General features: G+C 69.4%; 16 protein-coding genes and 4 pseudogenes. 6 read left to right on the top strand and 14 right to left on the bottom strand.

The window, feature by feature from the left end:
* Nucleotides 1-99: 99 nt before the first annotated feature.
* From QQK48_RS12255 to QQK48_RS12240, 4 genes are all read right to left on the bottom strand, one after another.
* The gene (locus QQK48_RS12255) at nt 100-1,020 is read right to left on the bottom strand and encodes a family 43 glycosylhydrolase (RefSeq protein WP_284328639.1); all 921 of its coding nucleotides are present in this window, start codon (nt 1,018-1,020) and stop codon (nt 100-102) included.
* Nucleotides 1,017-1,847, bottom strand: a complete 831-nt coding sequence (locus QQK48_RS12250; RefSeq protein WP_284328638.1) for a carbohydrate ABC transporter permease — start codon at nt 1,845-1,847, stop codon at nt 1,017-1,019. The genes QQK48_RS12255 and QQK48_RS12250 overlap by 4 nt, the downstream gene beginning before the upstream one ends.
* Nucleotides 1,844-2,767 carry a carbohydrate ABC transporter permease gene (locus QQK48_RS12245; protein WP_284328637.1) on the bottom strand — a complete coding sequence of 308 codons (924 nt, stop codon included), beginning with the start codon at nt 2,765-2,767 and terminating at the stop codon, nt 1,844-1,846. The genes QQK48_RS12250 and QQK48_RS12245 overlap by 4 nt, the downstream gene beginning before the upstream one ends.
* 107 nt (nt 2,768-2,874) lie before the next feature.
* Complete coding sequence (locus tag QQK48_RS12240; protein WP_284328636.1) at nt 2,875-4,083, bottom strand: ABC transporter substrate-binding protein; 1,209 nt, start codon at nt 4,081-4,083, stop codon at nt 2,875-2,877.
* A 153-nt stretch (nt 4,084-4,236) separates the two neighbouring features.
* Between QQK48_RS12240 and QQK48_RS12235 the strand changes: the two genes are divergently transcribed.
* Nucleotides 4,237-4,773, top strand: a complete 537-nt coding sequence (locus QQK48_RS12235; RefSeq protein WP_284328635.1) for a LacI family DNA-binding transcriptional regulator — start codon at nt 4,237-4,239, stop codon at nt 4,771-4,773.
* Nucleotides 4,701-5,258 (top strand): substrate-binding domain-containing protein, encoded by a 558-nt coding sequence (locus QQK48_RS12230; RefSeq protein ID WP_284328634.1) that lies wholly within the window; start codon nt 4,701-4,703, stop codon nt 5,256-5,258. Before QQK48_RS12235 ends, QQK48_RS12230 begins: the two co-directional genes overlap by 73 nt.
* Nucleotides 5,259-5,320: 62 nt before the next feature.
* On the opposite strand, the gene QQK48_RS22480 is transcribed toward QQK48_RS12230, so the two are convergent.
* From QQK48_RS22480 to QQK48_RS12215, 3 genes and pseudogenes are all read right to left on the bottom strand, one after another.
* Entirely contained in the window at nt 5,321-6,289 is a 969-nt protein-coding gene (locus QQK48_RS22480) for a right-handed parallel beta-helix repeat-containing protein (protein ID WP_488798423.1), read from the bottom strand.
* Nucleotides 6,290-6,326: 37 nt separating this feature from the next.
* Nucleotides 6,327-7,796 (bottom strand): annotated as a pseudogene (locus tag QQK48_RS12220) (right-handed parallel beta-helix repeat-containing protein); the annotation flags it as partial.
* A 543-nt stretch (nt 7,797-8,339) separates the two neighbouring features.
* Nucleotides 8,340-9,026 (bottom strand): hypothetical protein, encoded by a 687-nt coding sequence (locus QQK48_RS12215; protein WP_284328632.1) that lies wholly within the window; start codon nt 9,024-9,026, stop codon nt 8,340-8,342.
* Between the two features lie 242 nt (nt 9,027-9,268).
* Here QQK48_RS12215 and QQK48_RS12210 point away from each other — a divergent pair.
* A pseudogene (locus tag QQK48_RS12210) lies at nt 9,269-10,061 on the top strand (inositol monophosphatase family protein).
* Here QQK48_RS12210 and QQK48_RS12205 read toward each other — a convergent pair.
* The 4 genes from QQK48_RS12205 to QQK48_RS12190 all read right to left on the bottom strand — a co-directional run bounded on the left by QQK48_RS12205 (nt 10,050) and on the right by QQK48_RS12190 (nt 12,382).
* Nucleotides 10,050-10,511, bottom strand: a complete 462-nt coding sequence (locus tag QQK48_RS12205; protein ID WP_284328631.1) for a DUF6912 family protein — start codon at nt 10,509-10,511, stop codon at nt 10,050-10,052. The pseudogene QQK48_RS12210 and the gene QQK48_RS12205 sit on opposite strands and share 12 nt — an antisense overlap.
* 4 nt (nt 10,512-10,515) lie before the next feature.
* Entirely contained in the window at nt 10,516-11,037 is a 522-nt protein-coding gene (locus tag QQK48_RS12200; protein ID WP_284328630.1) for a MinD/ParA family ATP-binding protein, read from the bottom strand.
* 233 nt (nt 11,038-11,270) lie between these two features.
* Entirely contained in the window at nt 11,271-11,759 is a 489-nt protein-coding gene (locus QQK48_RS12195) for a hypothetical protein (protein ID WP_284328629.1), read from the bottom strand.
* A complete protein-coding gene (locus QQK48_RS12190; protein ID WP_284328628.1) occupies nt 11,756-12,382 on the bottom strand; it encodes an SAF domain-containing protein in 627 nt (208 codons plus the stop codon). Before QQK48_RS12190 ends, QQK48_RS12195 begins: the two co-directional genes overlap by 4 nt.
* A 118-nt stretch (nt 12,383-12,500) precedes the next feature.
* On the opposite strand from QQK48_RS12190, the pseudogene QQK48_RS12185 reads away from it, so the two are divergent.
* Nucleotides 12,501-12,708: pseudogene (locus tag QQK48_RS12185) on the top strand (helix-turn-helix domain-containing protein).
* 5 nt (nt 12,709-12,713) lie between these two features.
* Here QQK48_RS12185 and QQK48_RS12180 read toward each other — a convergent pair.
* Complete coding sequence (locus tag QQK48_RS12180) at nt 12,714-13,226, bottom strand: hypothetical protein (RefSeq protein ID WP_284328627.1); 513 nt, start codon at nt 13,224-13,226, stop codon at nt 12,714-12,716.
* Nucleotides 13,227-13,340: 114 nt separating this feature from the next.
* On the opposite strand from QQK48_RS12180, the gene QQK48_RS12175 reads away from it, so the two are divergent.
* Together QQK48_RS12175 and QQK48_RS12170 are read left to right on the top strand one after the other, a co-directional pair.
* Nucleotides 13,341-14,162: a LysM peptidoglycan-binding domain-containing protein gene (locus QQK48_RS12175; protein WP_284328626.1), complete on the top strand. Its 822-nt coding sequence runs from the start codon at nt 13,341-13,343 to the stop codon at nt 14,160-14,162.
* Complete coding sequence (locus QQK48_RS12170; RefSeq protein WP_284328625.1) at nt 14,159-14,587, top strand: Rv3235 family protein; 429 nt, start codon at nt 14,159-14,161, stop codon at nt 14,585-14,587. The genes QQK48_RS12175 and QQK48_RS12170 overlap by 4 nt, the downstream gene beginning before the upstream one ends.
* On the opposite strand, the gene QQK48_RS20065 is transcribed toward QQK48_RS12170, so the two are convergent.
* Together QQK48_RS20065 and secA are read right to left on the bottom strand one after the other, a co-directional pair.
* Nucleotides 14,571-14,801 (bottom strand): SEC-C metal-binding domain-containing protein, encoded by a 231-nt coding sequence (locus QQK48_RS20065; RefSeq protein WP_348523790.1) that lies wholly within the window; start codon nt 14,799-14,801, stop codon nt 14,571-14,573. The genes QQK48_RS12170 and QQK48_RS20065 overlap by 17 nt on opposite strands.
* 153 nt (nt 14,802-14,954) lie before the next feature.
* A pseudogene (gene secA, locus QQK48_RS12165) lies at nt 14,955-17,403 on the bottom strand (preprotein translocase subunit SecA); the annotation flags it as partial.
* Nucleotides 17,404-17,424: the final 21 nt, after the last annotated feature.

Here is a 17,424-nt window from a genome sequence, read left to right as displayed (position 1 = left end):
GGTTGCGAGGCTCGACGCGTGGGCCGCGGGCGACGCGGACCGCGAGGCGAGGGTGGATTCCATCCGCCGCCTTCTCACGGCCCGCGCCGAGGCCGACGCCTACTGACCCGTCCGCTCCTCGAACGGGGCCTGCCACTCTGGGAGTTCGAGCCGATACCAGTCGTGGCTCGGGACGACGGGCTGCATCACCCCGTCAACGAAGGTCACCTCCGCGAACATCGACTCGCGGCGCCACCCCGCTCCGTCCTCGCCCGCCCACCGGTGGTAGGCGATGATCCACTCGTCGGTGTGAGGCACCTGAAGGATGGAGTGATGACCCGTCGACAGGATTCCTGCCTCTGGCCTCGCCTCGAGCAACAGGCCGCGGTCGCTCCACGGGCCAAACGGTGACGGGGCCGTCGCATACGCCACGCGATAGTCGGGCTTGCGGGTGTCACCCACCGACCACGTGGCATGAAAGATGCCGTCACGCTCCTTGATGTCGATTGCCTCCGTAAAGCCCGTGGGAGTCCACGAGTGGAGCCTGCCGAGGTCGAGCGTCACGCCATCGGCGCCCAGAGGAGCCATATGCGCGACGCCGTTTCCCCACAGGAGCCACCACTCATCGGCGAACCGCAGCACGGCGGGGTCGATCTGATAGCCGGGCAATGATCCTGCGGGAACCAGGGGCGCCCCCACGTCAACGAACGGGCCCGCGGGGGACGCCGAGACCGCGGCGGCAATGTTGCCATCCTCCGCCGTGTAGATCACGTGGCGGTCGGCCAGGTGGAGGACCGCCGGGGCCCACGTCCGTGCCTTCACTCGCTCCCACGAGACCGTGGCGACCGAATCGAGGGCGACACCGTGGTCCACCCACGTCACCAGGTCCGTCGACGAGAAGGCGTTGATCGTCGAGTTCACCCAGCCTTCGACGCCGTCATTGGTCGCGTACAGCCAGTAGCGGCCATCGAAGTACGTCAGGTCGGGGTCGCCCAACAGCCGGTCGATCGGCGAGCCGTGCGAGGTCTTGGACGCCGTCATCCCTTCACGCTCCCGGCGGCGAGCCCTGCCACGATCCAGCGTTGGCAGAAGATGAAGAACACCACCACGGGGATCAGTGCGATCACCGTCAGCGTCATGAACGCCGGCCAGTTCGTGGTGAACTGCCCCACCGCGTTGTAGACCTGCAGCACGATGGTGCGGTTGTCGCTCGACGAGATGAACACGTTGGGGTAAAGGAAGTCGTTCCACACCCACATGGTCTGGAACACCACCACGGTCGCCATGATGGGGCGCACCAGCGGCAGAACGATGGTCCAGTAGGTCCGCAGCGGGCCCGAGCCGTCGATGCGCGCGGCCTCGAAGAGCTCCTGAGGCGGCTTTCGCATGTATCCCACGATGAGGAAGTAGCAGAACACCGCACCGCCGAGGTACATCACGACAAGGCCGGCGAGGGTATCGACCAGGCCCACCTTCGCCTCCATTTGGTACAGCGGGATGAGGGTGGCCTGAGCGGGGATGACGAACGCCACCATGAGCAGCGATCCCACGATCGCCGTGAAGCGTCCGCGGCGCAGAATCATTCCGTAGGCGGCGAGCGAGCCGACCACCACCTGGATGCCCACGCCGAACGCCGTCACGATGGCGGTGTTGACGAAGGACTGGACCACGGGTGTCGTGGCAAACACGTCCTTGTAGGCGTCGAGCGTGGGCGACAGCGGCAGGCCAAGCGGCGACTGCGACATCTCGACAGGTGTCTTAAAGGTGCTGACGACGATGTAGTACAGCGGCACCGCGGCGATGGCCGCGAGCGTGAGCAGCCCGACCGACAGGAGGACGGGGCCAAGCCGGCCCTTGCGCCCGTTCATGACAACGTCCTTTCGAGACGGTTGGCGAGCGCCAGTTGCGCGAGCACCACAGCCGCGACGGCGACGGTGAAGATCACCGCGAGCGCCGAGCCAAGGTCGGCGCGTCCCTGCGCGATGCCCTGGACGATGATCGATTGCGTCAAGGTGTTGGTGGCGAAGCCTGGCCCGCCTTTGGTCAGCGTGTACGGCAGGTCGTAGACCTTGAGTCCGGCGGTCATCAGCAGGAAGGTCGAGACCACGATGCACGGAATGAGTTGAGGCAGCGTGATCGCCACGAACTTCTGCCAGGCATTGGCCCCGTCGACCTCCGCCTGCTCATAGAGGTCACGCGGCACGGCCTGGAGGTAGGCGAGGTACAGCGTGGCGTGCCAGCCGACACCGGCCCACACGCCGACGAAGATCACGCAGCCCCTGGCGAGCGACGATTCGGACAGCCACAGCACGGCATCGGCGCCGAAGAGGCTGCGGACGATGGTGTTGAGCACGCCGCTGTCGAGCGGGGAAAAGATGTACTGCCAGACGATGCCGAGGATGGCCATCGACGGCACGGACAGGAAGAAGAAGACCGACCGCACGGCGTTGCGTCCCACGAACCGCTGATTGAGCGCGATCGCGAGCGGGATCGCGCACACGGTGATGAGCACGGTGGTGGCGATCGCGTACAAGAGCGTAAAGGCGAGGCCCTGCATGAGGGCGGGGTCGGCGAACACCTTCGCGTAGTTCGCGAAACCCACGAAGGAGACGTCCGTGGAGTAGCCGGAGAAGTCGGTGAAGGCGTAGTAGATCGTCTGTGCGAAGGGCACGGCGAACAGGATGACGAACACGGCCATGATGGGGAGCAAGAAGGCTCCGCTGGTGGCGGTCTGCGTCAGGCGAAGGCGGCGTCGATTGCGCAGCCAGGCATCGGTAGTGCTGTCCATAGGGGTCACCTCGCGGTGAGGGCCGGCTCGGTCACGGGGCACCAAGCCGGCCCGTCACACGCTGGAATCAGAGGTTGCCGAGCTTCGTGTCCATGGCCGCGGCGACCTCATCCGCGGTCACGCTGCCCTGGATCAGCAACTGCTGCTGCGCCTGTGCCTCGACCTGCAGCGGCTCGGCGCCAGCGAGCCAGTGCTCCATCGACAGGTAGAACTGCGAGGTCTTGAGCGACTCGGTGTAGAGCCTGGGTGTAGGCGGGGTTGACCTCGGTGTCGTAGGCGGTCGAGGTGCTCATGCTTCCCCAATGCTCGGACTGCAGCGCAAGCGCCTCGGGGGTCGCGAGCCACTCGACGAACTCCTTGGCGGCCTCGAGCTCGGCACCCTCGGCGGACGACGAGATGGCGAAGCCGGGGTCGCTCGCGCCTGCGCCGACGTTCTCGCCGCCGATGCCCGGCTGGAAGGTCATCCCGTAGTCGATGCCGCTCTCGTCAAGGGTGGCGAGGTCCCAGGGTCCGGTGATGTACATCGCGACGTTGCCTGCGACGAACTCGTCGCGGACCTGGTCTCCGGTGAGGCTGATGGTCTCGGCGCCCACGATGCCCTCGTCGTAGATGCGCATCCACTGGGTCATTGGCTCGGGCCACTCCTCGGCGAAGGTGGACTCGCCGTCGAAGATGATGGCCTCCCCCACGGCGTTGCCGTCGGCCGCGTAGCCGTCTCCCAGGAAGCCCTGGAAGATGCGCGACAGGCTCGGAGGCGGACTCGAGGTAGGGGGTGATTCCCGCATCCTGGAGGGTGTGGCACAGGCTCGAGGAAGCCGTCCCAGTCGGTAGGTACCTCGTCGACGCCCACCTGGGCGAGCAGGTCCTTGTTGTAGACCACTCCCGCGACCCAGGCCCCGAACGAGGCGCCGTAAAGCCTTGTCATCGGAGGTGTACGCCGTGCGGTTGGCGTCCGCAAGGGTGTCGACGAACGAGAGGTCGGAGAGGTCGGCGACCAGGTTCTCCGAGATGAGCGTGGCACGGTTCTCGGGTGCGATGCGGAAGACATCGGGGGCCTGGCCGCCCGCGATGCGGGTCTGGAGGGTCTGGATGTACTCGGCGACGGGCGGCGAGTAGGCGAGGTCGACGGTGATGTCCGGGTGCTCGGCCTCGAACGCGTCGATCACGGGCTGTGCGTCGGCCTCGCTGTTCCACGAGAGGTACGAGATGGTGGTGGTGTCGGCCTCGTCCGTGGCGCCGGTGCATGCGGCGAGGCCCAATGTCGCGAGCGCGGTCACGGCGGCTGCCGTGGTGACGCGCGTGGAGGTGCGAATCATGGTCATGGTGAGTGCTCCCTTGCAGTCCCCGTGTGTGCGGCTCCCTGATGAGTCGCGATTTTAACGATACACTATATCGATACAATCGCTCTCGCAAGGGTCTCTCGTAGTAGGTTCGCCGCGGGGCCACCCGCCCCATCTGAGGAGGATGCCGTGGTCACTCTCGCCGACGTCGCTCGAGCGGCGAACGTCTCGACCATGACCGCGTCGAACGCCCTGCGCGGCAAGGACAATGTCGCCCCGCCCACGCGCGACCGGGTCCTGCGCGCCGCTTCCGAACTCGGCTACCGCGTGAACGTGCTTGCCAAGGGCCTGCGTTCGGGGCGCACGGGGGTCATCGCGCTCGCCGTTCCCGAACTCGACATGCCGTTCCCCGCCCACTTTGCGGCAGAGGTCACCACCGCCGCCGCCCGGCAGGGCGTGAGGGTGGTCGTCCAGCAGACGCAGTCACGCCCAGAGGTCGAGCGCACCATCCTTCACGACCTGCCGGGCAGCATCGTGGACGGCGTCATCATGTGCGCCCTCGGCCTCGATATCCACGAAGTGGAGCAGGAGATTCAGCACTCCAAGGTGGTGCTGTTCGACGAACACATTACGGACACGATGCTCGACATCGTGTGCTCCCCAACGAGGCCGGCGCGGCCGCCGCATGCCAGCACCTCATCGATCGCGGGTGCCGCCGGATCCTGATCCTGGGCACGCGCGAGGGCGTCGACGAACCCCACGTCTCCCCGATGACCGCCGATACTCGCTGGCTTGGCGCCCTCGGCGCCGTGACCGCCAACCCCCACGTCGAGGGCATCCCCCTGCCATGCGACTGGAACTCCCTCGACGCCAGGCGCGCGGTCGTCGAAGCCATCGACGCAGGGATCGGGTTCGACGGCGTCTTCGCCATGACGGACTCCGTGGCCCTTGGCGCGCTGCGCGGCCTCGCGGACCGGTCCGTGAACTGCCCCCGAGAGGTCAAGGTCATGGGCTTCGATGGCGTGCTCGAGGGCCAACTGTCGGTGCCGTCGCTGTCGACCATCGATCTCGGGGTGAGTGCACTGGCAGCATCGGCCGTCGGCATGCTCATGCAGCGCATCGAGAACCCCGACGATCCGACACCCGGCAGGCGAGAGGTTGCCGAGTTCACGCTCGTCGAGCGCGAGTCCACCGCCCTGTCGGCCCCGTAGCGCCGCGCGACCGAAGGCCTCCCGCTTGCCCGGCCGCACTGGACTCCGCGAATGAGGCACTGTTACTCGCACGCCTCCACGGCGGTCCACGGGCCCCACGGGCTCGCTCCGGGCTCCTGACCCCGCGTCCACCACTGGGCGTCGTAGGTCACCCCGTCGATGCTGACGGCGTCCCCCGGGAGGTACACGGCGCCCGCATCCCACGCGGCGGCGCACTCGCCCAAGGCAGCGGGGGCATCGGCCGTGCCCACCAGCACCCACGGGCCCCAGGCGCTTGCGCCGGGCTCCTGCGCCCTAGTCCACCAGCGCGCCTCGTACACCGCGCCTTCGTGCTGCACCGTGTCGCCGGCGACGTAGATCGTCGACGGGTACCAGGCGTCAGGACCGGGCTCCGCGCCGGCGACCTCGGGAAGGAGCTCGATGACAGTGGGTGAGGGGTTCGGGGTCAGGCGTGCGCCGGCATCGGCAGCCGCCTCGTCGGTGAGCTCGTACAGCCCATGCATCTCAATCGACCCGTCGGCGGCAATCTCGGGCGTCACGGTCCCCGTGTCGGTCGATTCAAACCAGGCGGCGGTGACCCCCGCGCCGTCGAAGTGGTTGCTGGGGTCGGTCAGGAGCGACGCGTCGTCCTGGAGGAGGCCGAGCACGTCCGCCTGCGGGTTGGCCCAGGAAATGACGCCGCTCGCGCGGTAGTCCGTGACCTTGGCGTTGGTCTCGAGGCGAATGCCGCGGTCGTTGTCGGCGGAGGTGACGTCCTCGAGCCGCACGTCGGGGCCCGAGTTGGAGGTCACCCCCGTCGCGAGGTTGCCGTAACTGACGGCGTTGCGCAGCAGGTGATCGCCCGGCATGGACTCGCCACCGAGTTTGAAGCCATTGCCCTCACCGGTCCGGCTCGGGTCCTCGGTGAGCCAGCCGTTGTTGTACGCAACAGACTCTTCGACCACCACGGTGCCGATGGGCCCGGTGGTGGACTTGGCGTAGAGATCCCAGCCGTCGTCGATGTTGTGGTGAGCGATGTTGTAGCGGAACACGTTTCCCTCGCCCACGGTGAGCCTTCGCGGCGAAGCCGTCCGCGTCGTTGCCGCCGGCATCGGCGTTGTGGTGCGCGATCGAGGACACCACCAGGTTGTCCGAGGGCCACATCGACGGAGGCTCTGCCGACAACCCGGAGATCTGGATGCCGGTGTCCTGGTTGTGGTGGGACTCCACGCGCTCGACGATGTTGTGGTGGCCCTGCACGAGCATCGGCTTCGCTTTGTCCCGCGAGCCCGTGATCTCGAGGTTGTACACGTGCCACCAGTCGGCGCGCAGGTTGATGCCGCCGCCCGACGAGCCCGAAAGGTCGAGCACCGCGCGCTCGCCGGGCTCGGACATCAGCACGATGGGGGCGGCCTCGGTGCCGTCGTGGCCGCGGTCGGCGACGATCGCGCTCCTGGGCGTGTAGGTGCCGCCCTCGAGCACGGCCTGCTGCCCGGCCTGCGCGAAGGCCACGGCCGTGTGGAGGTCGAGGGGACGGGCGCGGGTGCCGTCGCCGTCGGCGGTGCCGTCGGGGGCGACCCACAGCGACTGGCCGGGCTCGCCGTAGGAGCGCACGGTCACCGTGACCTCCTCGTCGACAGGGTCCATCGACGCGAGGCTCCTCGAACTCGTCCAGCCTGCGGCTGGTCGACGTCGGGGATGGCGCGGGCCGTGAAGCGGTTGTCGCCCGGCTCGAGTGCGACGGTGCCGAGCGCCCGCTCCCCGGGGACGAGGGCGAGTCCGTCGACCACCACGTCGCCGTCGGCATCGAGGATTTGGCCGGTGCCGTAGAAGTCGGCCACGAGCGGGATGTCCAGGCTCGCGCTCGGGGGTGGTCGAGGTGACGTCGACCTTGAGCGACGTCGATACCTGCTCAATGGGCCGTGGCTGGGCGGGCTCGTCATCGGACGGGTCGATGGTGGTGAACTCCCAATCGGTGACCGTGACGGCGATCTTTCGAGCCACGGCCATGCCGACATAAAACGCGCCGCCGTCCTGCACCAGCAGCGCGTCGGGGTCGTACTCGATGACCTCGTGCACCTCGCCGCCGTCCGCGCTGCGGTCCCACACGGCGTGGAAACCGGTGTTGGAGCGGCGCAGGGAGAGCGTGTACGTGTCGCCCGTGGCGAACTTGGGGCCCGATGCCTCGGCCCGGTAGGCAGGGTCGAAGACCGCGGAGCCGCTCGCGTCGCGCGCGCCCGCGGTGTTGTCGTCGGTCGCGCCGGTATAGCCGTTGACGAAGCGGGCGCCGGGCATGCCGTCGACGACGCTCACGGTGCCCTCGCCGTAGCGGGTCACGAGGGCGCCGGCAGAGTTGAAGTAGCGGTCGGGCGAGGATCCGGCCACGAGGTCGTCGACTGCGATCACGCCGAATCCTGACTGGTTGTCCTTGGCCGCGGCGTCGTCGACGCGGAAGGTCGCGGTCAGGGTGAAGTTCTCGGTGGCCGGGTCGACGGCGGTGTAGAAGTATTGGAAGCCGTCCTCGGAGGAGGCGAACTTGGTGGAGCCTGGCGCGCGCATCAAACGTGATGGTGCCGTCGCCGTTGTCGGTGATCGAGCCGCCGGTGCCGGCGTTGGACCCGATGTCCGCGCTGAGCCAGCGCTCGACGGCGACGGCCACGTCGACCTGGGCCGCGGGCCCCGTCGCCGAGTCTTCGCCTCGGTGGGCGACGACGCGCGCCTGGTAGGAAGCGCCGGGGGTCAGACCGGTGAGGTCGGCACTAGTGCCCGCCACGCCGGCAACGGCCTCGACGAAGCCTCCTCCCCCGTCGACCTCGACGGAGTAGGTCTCGGCCTCCTTCACTGCGGTCCAGTCGAGGGTCACCGTGGCGCCGCCGGCTGCGACCGCCGTGGTGAGCGCGCCGGTGACCTCGGGGGCCGCCAGGGGCAGGGAGAACGCGGGCGCGGCCACCGCATCGGACACGAGCGAGTCTGGCTCCCCCGCGCGGGTGAGTGCCACTTGCACCGTGTAGGCGCCCGAGGCCGGGGGCGTGAGGGCGAGGCTGGACGATGCCCCGTCGGTCGCGTTGAGGGCACGGTCAACGACGGTGCCCGCCGCGTCCATCAGGGTGGCGCGGGCGAGGTCGGCGCCGTCGGTGCCGACGAGGCCCGTGGCGGTGACGAGCAGGCGGGACGGGTCGTCGGGGTCGAGCACGACGGAGTCGACAACCGGTGCAACGACGTCGGCCCACGCGGCGCGGTCCACCGGCGCATCGGCGCCGAGCCTGCAGGTAGTACACGTTGACGCCGGACGAGGGCGAGGCGATCCAGTACTCGCCCGCGGCGGGAACGTCGAGGGTCTCGGTCACGATCGGGGCGCCGTCGTCGTCGGCGAGCGCGGGGACGCGGTCTACCTCCGTGCCCGCCTCGTCGAACAGCGCGAGGGCGCGGTCCGCGGTGCCGCTCGAGCCTGCGCGCGTGGACGATGACCTCGGCGGGGCCGTCGGCGGTGAACGCGACGGAGCGCTGGGCGGCGTCGCCCGAGCCGTTGAGCTTGACGCGCTGGGTGTACACGTCGCCGCGGTCCGAGAGCCTGTCGCTTGCGTCGACGGTCACGCCCTTGGCCGCGGTGGCGCGGAGCGTGAAGTCCCCCACCACGGTGTCGAAGGCGTACGCGCCCGGGCCGAGGTCGGAGGCGTCGAGCGCCCCGTCGGGCCCGGCCGCCGCGGCGGAGGTCACGCCCAGGAGGCTCAGTGCCGCCGCCGTGAGGACGGCGATCGGCGTGCGGAATCGTGCGACGGTCGGTGTCATGAATCTCCCCATTGAGAATCTCGAACGGCCGCGCCCTCGTCGTTGAGGACGGTCGGAAACCGGTTTCTCATACGGTAAGCGCATTCCTTCTCGCGCGTCAAGGGCGACCGCCCCGCCCCCCGGGTCAAATGGATCCATTTGTCTCGTCTCAGGCCTGAGGCGCACCACAGGGATCCATGTGACGGAAGAGGGAGGGGAGGCTGGGCTGCGGGTGGAGCGGAGGACACCGGTAGCCTGGCGCCATGCAGCCCTCCGGAGTCCACGCCGACGACCTCCTGCTTGCGCTCGCCATCGCGGACGAGGTCGACGACCTCACCATGGCGAACGCCGACCCAGCGTCGCTCACCGTAGAACTCAAGGCCGACGAGACCCCGGTGACGGCAATCGACCGCGCCGCCGAGCGCATCGTCCGCGAGCACCTCGAGGCCGCCCGTCCCGGAGATGCGATTCTTGGCGAGGAGTTCGGCGCCAGTGGCAACAGCCCGCGTCAGTGGGTGGTGGACCCCATCGACGGCACCAAGAACTTCATCCGCGGCGTCCCCGCGTGGGCCACCCTCATCGCGCTGCTCGTGGACGGCCAGCCGGTCGTGGGGGTGGTGAGCGCCCCGGCGCTCGGTCGGCGCTGGTTCGCCGCCATCGGGGAGGGCGCGTGGCGGGGCCTGGGCCCGGCCGATGCCGTGGCGCTGCGGGTGTCGAGCACGGACACCCTGGCGGCGGCGAGCGTCTCGTACTCGTCGCTGACGGGCTGGGAGGAGCGGGGCCGCCTCGAGGCGTTCCTCGAGCCTGTCGCGCACCGTATGGCGCACGCGCGCCTTCGGCGACTTCTGGTCGTACATGATGGTGGCGGAGGGTGCCGTCGACGCCGCCTTTGAGCCGGAACTCGCGTTGCACGACATGGCGGCGCTCGTGCCGATCGTGACCGAGGCAGGCGGCACCTTCACGTCACTCGACGGAGTACCCGGCCCGCACGGGGGCGATGCCATCGCCTCCAACGGCATCCTTCACGCGGCGATGGTCGAGGCCCTACGCCCCTGACGAGGACGCGTCCGGGGCGGGCACCGACCCCAACTCACCCGGACCCCACCACAGCAGGTCTCTCGCCTCGAGGGCTTCGCGGGCGTCCTCGCCGCCGTCGAGCGCCGACCGCACATCGGCCACAGCATCGGGCTCGTCGATGAACGCGCAGGCGATCTCGGCCACCCCGATGCGCCCCTGGAGGGCGACCGCGGCAGGGTGTTCACCCGCGAGTTCCTCGACGTCTGCACGCGGGTGGTCGACGACGATAACGACGCGCACGGGCGATCCGAGGTCCTTGACCGACGCCCAGGCGGCGGCGTCCCGCACCTGCTCCGCGATCTCCTCCTCGTCATCGAGCGACGAGATCTCGAGCATCCGATGCGTGAGCGCGTAGCCCCGCGCGGGCTCGAACAGGCCCCGGGAGATGGTCTCCAGGTCCGCAAAGGTTGCCGGTACGTACACGCGCATGACGTCAGTGTGACAGCGCCGCGGGTGGCGCGGGCACCGTCCGCGCCGATGCCGGCCAGGTCGGGTCGTCGCTCAGGAACTGCGCGAGGCCAGCGATGGCCCTGCGCAGGCGCGAACGGGGAGCCCGCTCCACGAGTGTCCTGCCTGCCAGCGTGGCCGCATCGGCGGCCGTGGGGTCCCACGGCAACGTCCAGACGCGCTCGACACCCGCGTAGCGCGTGAGGGCGTCCGCCACCGCCTCGTCGGGGCGCGAACCCGCGACATCGGCCCGCACACGATTCACGACCACGACGGGCTGTGTGATCCCCGCCTCGCGCAGGTCCGCGAGACCGTGGATGAGGCGCTGGATACCGAGCGGCTCGGCGCTTCCGACCGCCACCACCACATCCGCCGCCTCGAGCGCGGACAGGGTGGCGGCGTGCCGCTGGGGCGCGCGCGTGTCGTAGGTCAGTTCCTCGTCGCGTTCGAGACCGAAGCCGCAATCGACCACCGTCGCGTGCGCCGCGTCCCTGGCCGCATTCCACACCTCGTCGAGCGCCGCTCCCGGGCTCTACCCACCGCGTGGGTCGAGAGATTCCCGTCACGACGGCGAGGTGGTCGCCGATGCGCTGGGCATGCACGGCGATGTCGGCCGCCGTCACACTGCCGTGCTGCGCAATGCGGGCGAGCGCGGCAATACCAGGAGATTCGTCGAGCAGCCCGCACGCTTGTGCCATCGCACCACCGTGGGTGTCCGCGTCCACGACGAGAGTTTGAACCTCACGCGAGGCGAGCCTCGGCGCCCAAGGTCAGCGCGAGCGTGGTCCGGCCGGGCGCCCCCGTGGGACCCCACACGGCGATCATCCGCCCGCCCGCGGCCAGCGGCACCTCTTCCGGCGCCGGAGCAGCCGCCGGGCTGTCATCGTGGAGGGCCAGCGCGACGGCGTCGGCCACCGCGGCGGCATCGGCATCGTGGGCGGCGACGACGGAGATGCCGAGACGCCGCAACTGCTCCCCCGCCTCGGGGGTGCTCGGGAGGCCCACGACCGCGACCGCGTGAGAGCGAAGATCCGCCACGACGTCGCGCGTGAGACGCGGATGATCGGAGACCACCACCAGGGAACCCACGCCCGCGCGTGCGGCGGCCACGGCCTCGGCGAGGTCGGCGCATCGGCGCACCACCTCAAGGTCGCGGCGCCGGGCAAGGGCCTCCGCGATGGCGGCCTCGCGCCCCGCGGCGACGGCTAGGATGACGCCCGGAACGCTCACGACGGCGCACCCGAACCGAGCACCGTCACGTCACCACCGGACGCAATCGCCTGCAAAAAGGCGGCGACGTCGGCGGAGGGGACGGAGACGTGCACGATCTGGTCCGCGTCGACGGCGAAGGCGCCGTCCGCCTGCGCCACGGCCGCGACCACGAGGCTGTCCCCCAACAACACCGTGGTGGCCTCCCCCGCGTCGTTGACCGTCGTGAGCCACACGTCGACCACCGAGCCGGTACCGATCGACTCCTCGAGGGGCAGCGACGTCGAGACGGCGATGGAGCGCACGGCCGCCTCGTCCTCGGCGGCCAGGGCCGATGCCGGGAGGAGCTCGCCTGCTCCCACCGTGCGTGTGACGACGTCTCCCACGGGAGGCTCGGCCATGGCGCCCACATAGGTGTCCGACGCGACCTTGACGTGAGCGACCACGAGGTCGTCTGCGGTCAGCACCGTGCCGGGGGCGAGGGTGTCCTTTGCCGCGTAGTACGGCGCGGTCGCATCGGCGGATCTCACGATCATCGCGACGGCCGCCACGGATAGCGCGATGAGCACCACGCCGATGAGAAGGCGCGGATCACGCCAGGTGGGTCGACGCAGGCGTCCCACCGTCGGTCCGGCAACGTTCATGACTGGCCCCCGAGTCTTTTGCGTCCGATGCCTGGTAAGAATGCCCGCTCACGCCACGGCGGGCAACCGCTGTGGAAAACTCGACCAACGCCGCGTGCGGCCGTGCCACAATGACGCCATGGCACCGCGCTTCCTGAAGATCGAGGACGTTCAGGAAATCCTCAACGTCTCATCGCAACAGGCATATGCCCTGGTGCGTAGCGGCGAACTGCCCGCCATCCAGGTGGGCGGTCGCGGCGTCTGGCGCGTGGAGGCAAGCGAGCCTCGAGGCGTACATCGAGCGTCAGTATGCGGCGTCGCGCGAGCGCGCCTCCCGCGACGCCTGACTCCGTTACAGGGCGGTGACCCGCACAAGCGCGGCCAGCGCCACCGTCACCGGTGCGGCGCCCCTCTCAGCCACGTCCACGTGGTCGGCAGCGACGGCCACCACCAGGCCCGACGTTTGACCTGACGCCGTCACGGCAACCACCCGCGCTCGGTCTCGCGCGAGGGCGCGCAACGCGTGGGCGAGCGTGAGCCCGCGCTCCACCCGCCCGCGCACCACACCCGCACCGGCAAGCCCCTCCACGGTGGCGATCGCGCGTACCGGGATCACATGCTGCCTGCCGTCGTCTCCCTCGATGAGCACCCACTCATCGGCACCATCGGCCACCGTGCCCGCGCACCAACTGTCGTCGTTGAGGTGAATGGTCAGGGTCACGCCACGGGACGCGGCAAGCCTGTCGGTCAGGCGTACGCTCGCGCGCTCGGAACGTTCACGAGCGGCGACCTCCGCCCGAAAACCCTCGGCCTCGTCGGCGTCGACACGAGCCGCCATGTCGGCGAACAAGGCATCCCAGCGCATGCCCACACGCTAGCGCGCCCCGTCCACAGGCTTCCGGCTCCGGTGGACAGCGCCCGCCCAGCAAGGTAGATCTAGTGACATCAAATGTGGTCAAACAGCATCAAAGGAGTTCACATGGGGTCCACCTCGGCATTGCCACCCACGACCGACAGCGGGGACATCTCCTCGGCTCCGTGCCTCAAGGCACGCCTCGCGGCCGCAAGCGCGCTTCTCGCGCTGCCTATCGTGGGGATGGGGCTCGCGGTCCTCGCATGGAAGTGGTGGGCCCATGCGGTCACGGGGCTGCCCAGCATCGACGTCGTCATCGTCGCGGCCATCGCGACGTGCGGTGCGGCTGCTTGCGCCTGGCTCACCCTCGCGTGCCTCACCATCGCCCTGTCCCCCGCCCACCGGCGCCATCGGGTCGCACGGGGCACGCCGGCCGCGCTGCGCAGACTGGTGACCATCGCCGTGGGCGCCTCGGCCGCCGCCGCTGTCGCCTTGCCAGCGACCGCCGACGTCCACACGGGCGCCGGCTGGGTGGAGCCTCCCGCACCGTCCGCTGGATGGGTCGCGGCGGCAGCACCCGTGCCGGGACGCGCCGCGCTGGAGGTCGCCGATGCCCACCGCACTACGGTTCTGGCGGGAGTGGCGCTGCGCGGCGGTGGCCCCGACGGTGGGTCGGCCGCGCCCCAGGAGGCACCGGCGGTCGCCTCTGCAGAGCCGCGGCGCTCCGCTCCGGCACCATCGTCTCCGGCACCGTCGTCGACCGTCACCGTACGCACCGGCGACAGCCTCTGGACCCTCACTGCCGACGCCCTGGGCACCGAGGACGCCGCGGTGGTCGCGGCTTCGTGGCCCCTCCTCTACGAGGACAACCGCGAGGCCATCGGCGACGATCCGTCGCTCATCCATCCCGGCACCGTGCTCTCCCTGCCGCCGGAGTGGGACCGATGAGCGCCGCGACGGTGTCGACCCCGTCCACCCCCACCCCGGCCATCAGGCATCCACAGCGTGGAGCCTATGCACGCCACCGTAAGCCGCTGGGCGACCCCGCACCCTTGGCCTGCACGCTCGCGAAGGCGGTGGTGGAGTCGCTGCGCGGTGGCGAGGACCTCACCACGCTCGCTCGCTGGATCGCGCCGGAGGTGCGTGCGGCCCTGACACGCCAAAGGACGATCGCCCGTCGCCGCGCCGCTCACGAACAGGACGTGTCGGCGCCCGCCACAGCGAGGGTCAAGCGGGCACGCGTGTGCCGCACCGCCGCCGATGCCGCCGAGGTGTGCGCGATCGTCGACGACGGCACGCGCACCGTTGCGGTGGCGATGCGGTTCGAGGACCATCACGGCCGCTGGCTCGCGACCGTCATCGAAGTCCTCTAGCGCTTAGTCCTCGTTCTTGCCGTGGCAGAGCCTTGTACTTCTTGCCCGAACCACAGGGGCACGGCGAGTTCTTCGCGGTGCCGGGGAAGGTGGAGCCATCGGCCTCGGGCTTCGCCGCCGCACCCGAACCACCGGGCGCCGTGGCCGCACCATCGCCGCGACGCACCGTCGCCGAGCCGTCCTCGGACGGACCCGAATACGTCAGCGCACCCATCGATGCCTGCATGAGGGCGCCGGGGGTCGTGGACGACGCGGTGAACTGCGAACGGGTCTGCGCGGCACCCTGGGTGCCACGCGAGGCGCCAGGAGCGGACGGTGCCGCGGGGGCAGCCTCGGCCTGCTTCTCACGCTTTTCGACCCGGAACAGCACCTTGAGCGACTGCTCCTTGATGCCATCGCTCATCGCCTCGAAGAGCCTGGTAGCCCTCGCGCTGGTACTCGGTCAGCGGGTCGCGCTGACCCATCGCGCGCAGGCCGATGCCCTCCTTGAGGTAGTCCATCTCGTACAGGTGCTCGCGCCACTTGGCGTCCAGCACCTGGAGCACCACCTGGCGTTCGACGGTACGCATCAGGTCGGTGCCGATGCGCTCCTCCACGGCCTCGTACTGCACGTGGGCGTCGGCCTTGAGCTCGCGCTCGAGGAACGCCGTGTTGATGCGCTCGACGCCACCGGCCTCATCGAGGATCTCGTCAACCGTCACGGACACCGGGTAGATGGTGTGGAGGTCCTTCCACAGCGCCTCGAGGTCCCAGTCCTCCGCGGAGCCGACGACCGTGGTGCCCTTGACGTACGCGGCAACCACATCATCGATGAAGGTGTTGACCTCTTCGGAGAAGTCCTCGCCAGAGAGCACCTCGCGGCGACGGCCGTACAGCACGGTGCGCTGCGAGGCTCATCACGTCGTCGTACTTCAGGATGTTGCGGCGAATCTCGGCGTTGCGGCCCTCGATCTGTGCCTGGGCAGAGCGCACGCCGCGCGTCAGGACCTTGGATTCGATCGGCATGTCATCGGGGATGGCCGACGAGTTCATCATCGTCGCCGCCATGCCCGACTGGAACATGCGCATGAGGTCATCCTCGAGCGACAGGTAGAAGCGCGACTCACCGGGGTCGCCCTGACGTCCCGAACGACCACGCAGGCTGGTTGTCGATGCGGCGAGACTCGTGGCGCTCGGTACCCAGCACGTACAGTCCGCCCGCGGCGAGAACCTCGTCGTGCTCCGTGGCGACGTCCGCCTGCGCCTGTGCGAGGACGTCGTCCCACACGCGCTCGTACTCTTCGGGGTTCTCGTTCGGGTCGAGCCCGCGCTCCGCCATCTCCTGCACGGCGCGGAACTCGGGGTTACCGCCCAGCATGATGTCCGTGCCTCGGCCCGCCATGTTGGTGGCGACGGTCACGGCACCCTTGCGGCCCGCATCGGCCACGATGTTGGCCTCGCGCTCGTGCTGCTTGGCGTTCAGGACGGAGTGGCGGATGCCGCGCTTACGCAGGCTCCTTCGACGCCTTCTCCGACTTCTCGACGGACACGGTGCCCACGAGGACGGGCTGGCCCGCCTGGTGACGCTCGGTGATGTCGTCGATCACGGCGTCGAACTTGGCGGCCTCGGTCTTGTACAGGAGATCCGCCTGGTCCACGCGCTGCATCGGCTTGTTCGTCGGAATCGGCACCACGCCAAGGCCGTACGTCGAGTGAAGGCTCGGCCGCCTCGGTCTGTGCGGTACCGGTCATGCCCGCGAGCCTTGTCGTACTGGCGGAAGTAGTTCTGCAGGGTGATCGAGGCGTAGGTCTGGTTCTCTGCCTTGATCGGCACACCTTCCTTGGCCTCGATCGCCTGGTGGAGGCCCTCGGAGTAACGGCGGCCCTTGAGGAGGCGGCCGGTGTGCTCGTCGACGATGTCGACCTCGCCTGCCTGCACCACGTAATCGCGGTCGCGGCGGAACAGTTCCTTCGCCTTGACGGCGTTGTTGAGGAAGCCGATCAACGGGGTGTTCTGGGGCTCGTAGAGGTTCTCGATGCCGAGCGCGCGCTCGACCTTCTCGATGCCGGGCTCCAGCATGCCCACGGCACGCTTCTTCTCCTCGACCTCGTAGTCCTCGTCCAGCACCAGGCTCGCGGGCGATGCGCGCGAACTCGGTGTACCAGCGGCCGTTGTCGCCCGAGGCGGGTCCGGAGATGATGAGCGGCGTACGCGCCTCGTCGATGAGGATCGAGTCCACCTCATCCACGATTGCGTAGTGGTAGCCGCGGTGGACGAGGCCCTTGACGTCGAGCGCCATGTTGTCCCGCAGGTGGTCGAAGCCGAACTCGTTGTTGGTGCCATACGTGACGTCGGCGGCGTACTGCTCGCGGCGCTGCTCGGACGACATGCCGGAGAGGATGCAGCCCGTCTCCATGCCGAGGAAGCGGAACACGCGGCCCATGAGGTCGGACTGGTACGACGCGAGGTAGTCGTTCACGGTGACGACGTGGACGCCTTCACCGGTCAGCGCGTTGAGGTACGCGGGGAGGGTCGCGACGAGCGTCTTACCTTCACCGGTCTTCATCTCGGCGATGTCGCCGCCGTGAAGGGCGGCGCCACCCATGATCTGGACGTCGAAGTGACGCAGGCCGAGCGTGCGACGCGAGGCCTCGCGGACGGCCGCAAACGCCTCGGGGAGCATCGAGTCGAGGCTCTCACCGTCGGCGTAGCGCTGCTTGAACTCGTCGGTGAGCGCACGGATTTCGGCGTCGGAGAGCTCTTCGTAGACGCTCTCCATGGCGTTCGTCAGGGTGACCATCTTCTGCAGGCGGCGCAGCGTCCGGCCCTCGCCCATGCGGATGACGCGATCAAGTAC

Origin of the sequence: Demequina litorisediminis, from assembly GCF_030161615.1 — a bacterium.
Taxonomy (GTDB): domain Bacteria; phylum Actinomycetota; class Actinomycetes; order Actinomycetales; family Demequinaceae; genus Demequina; species Demequina litorisediminis.
The sequence above is the reverse complement of the archived record's forward strand: the minus strand, read 5'-3'. Positions and strand labels throughout refer to the sequence as shown.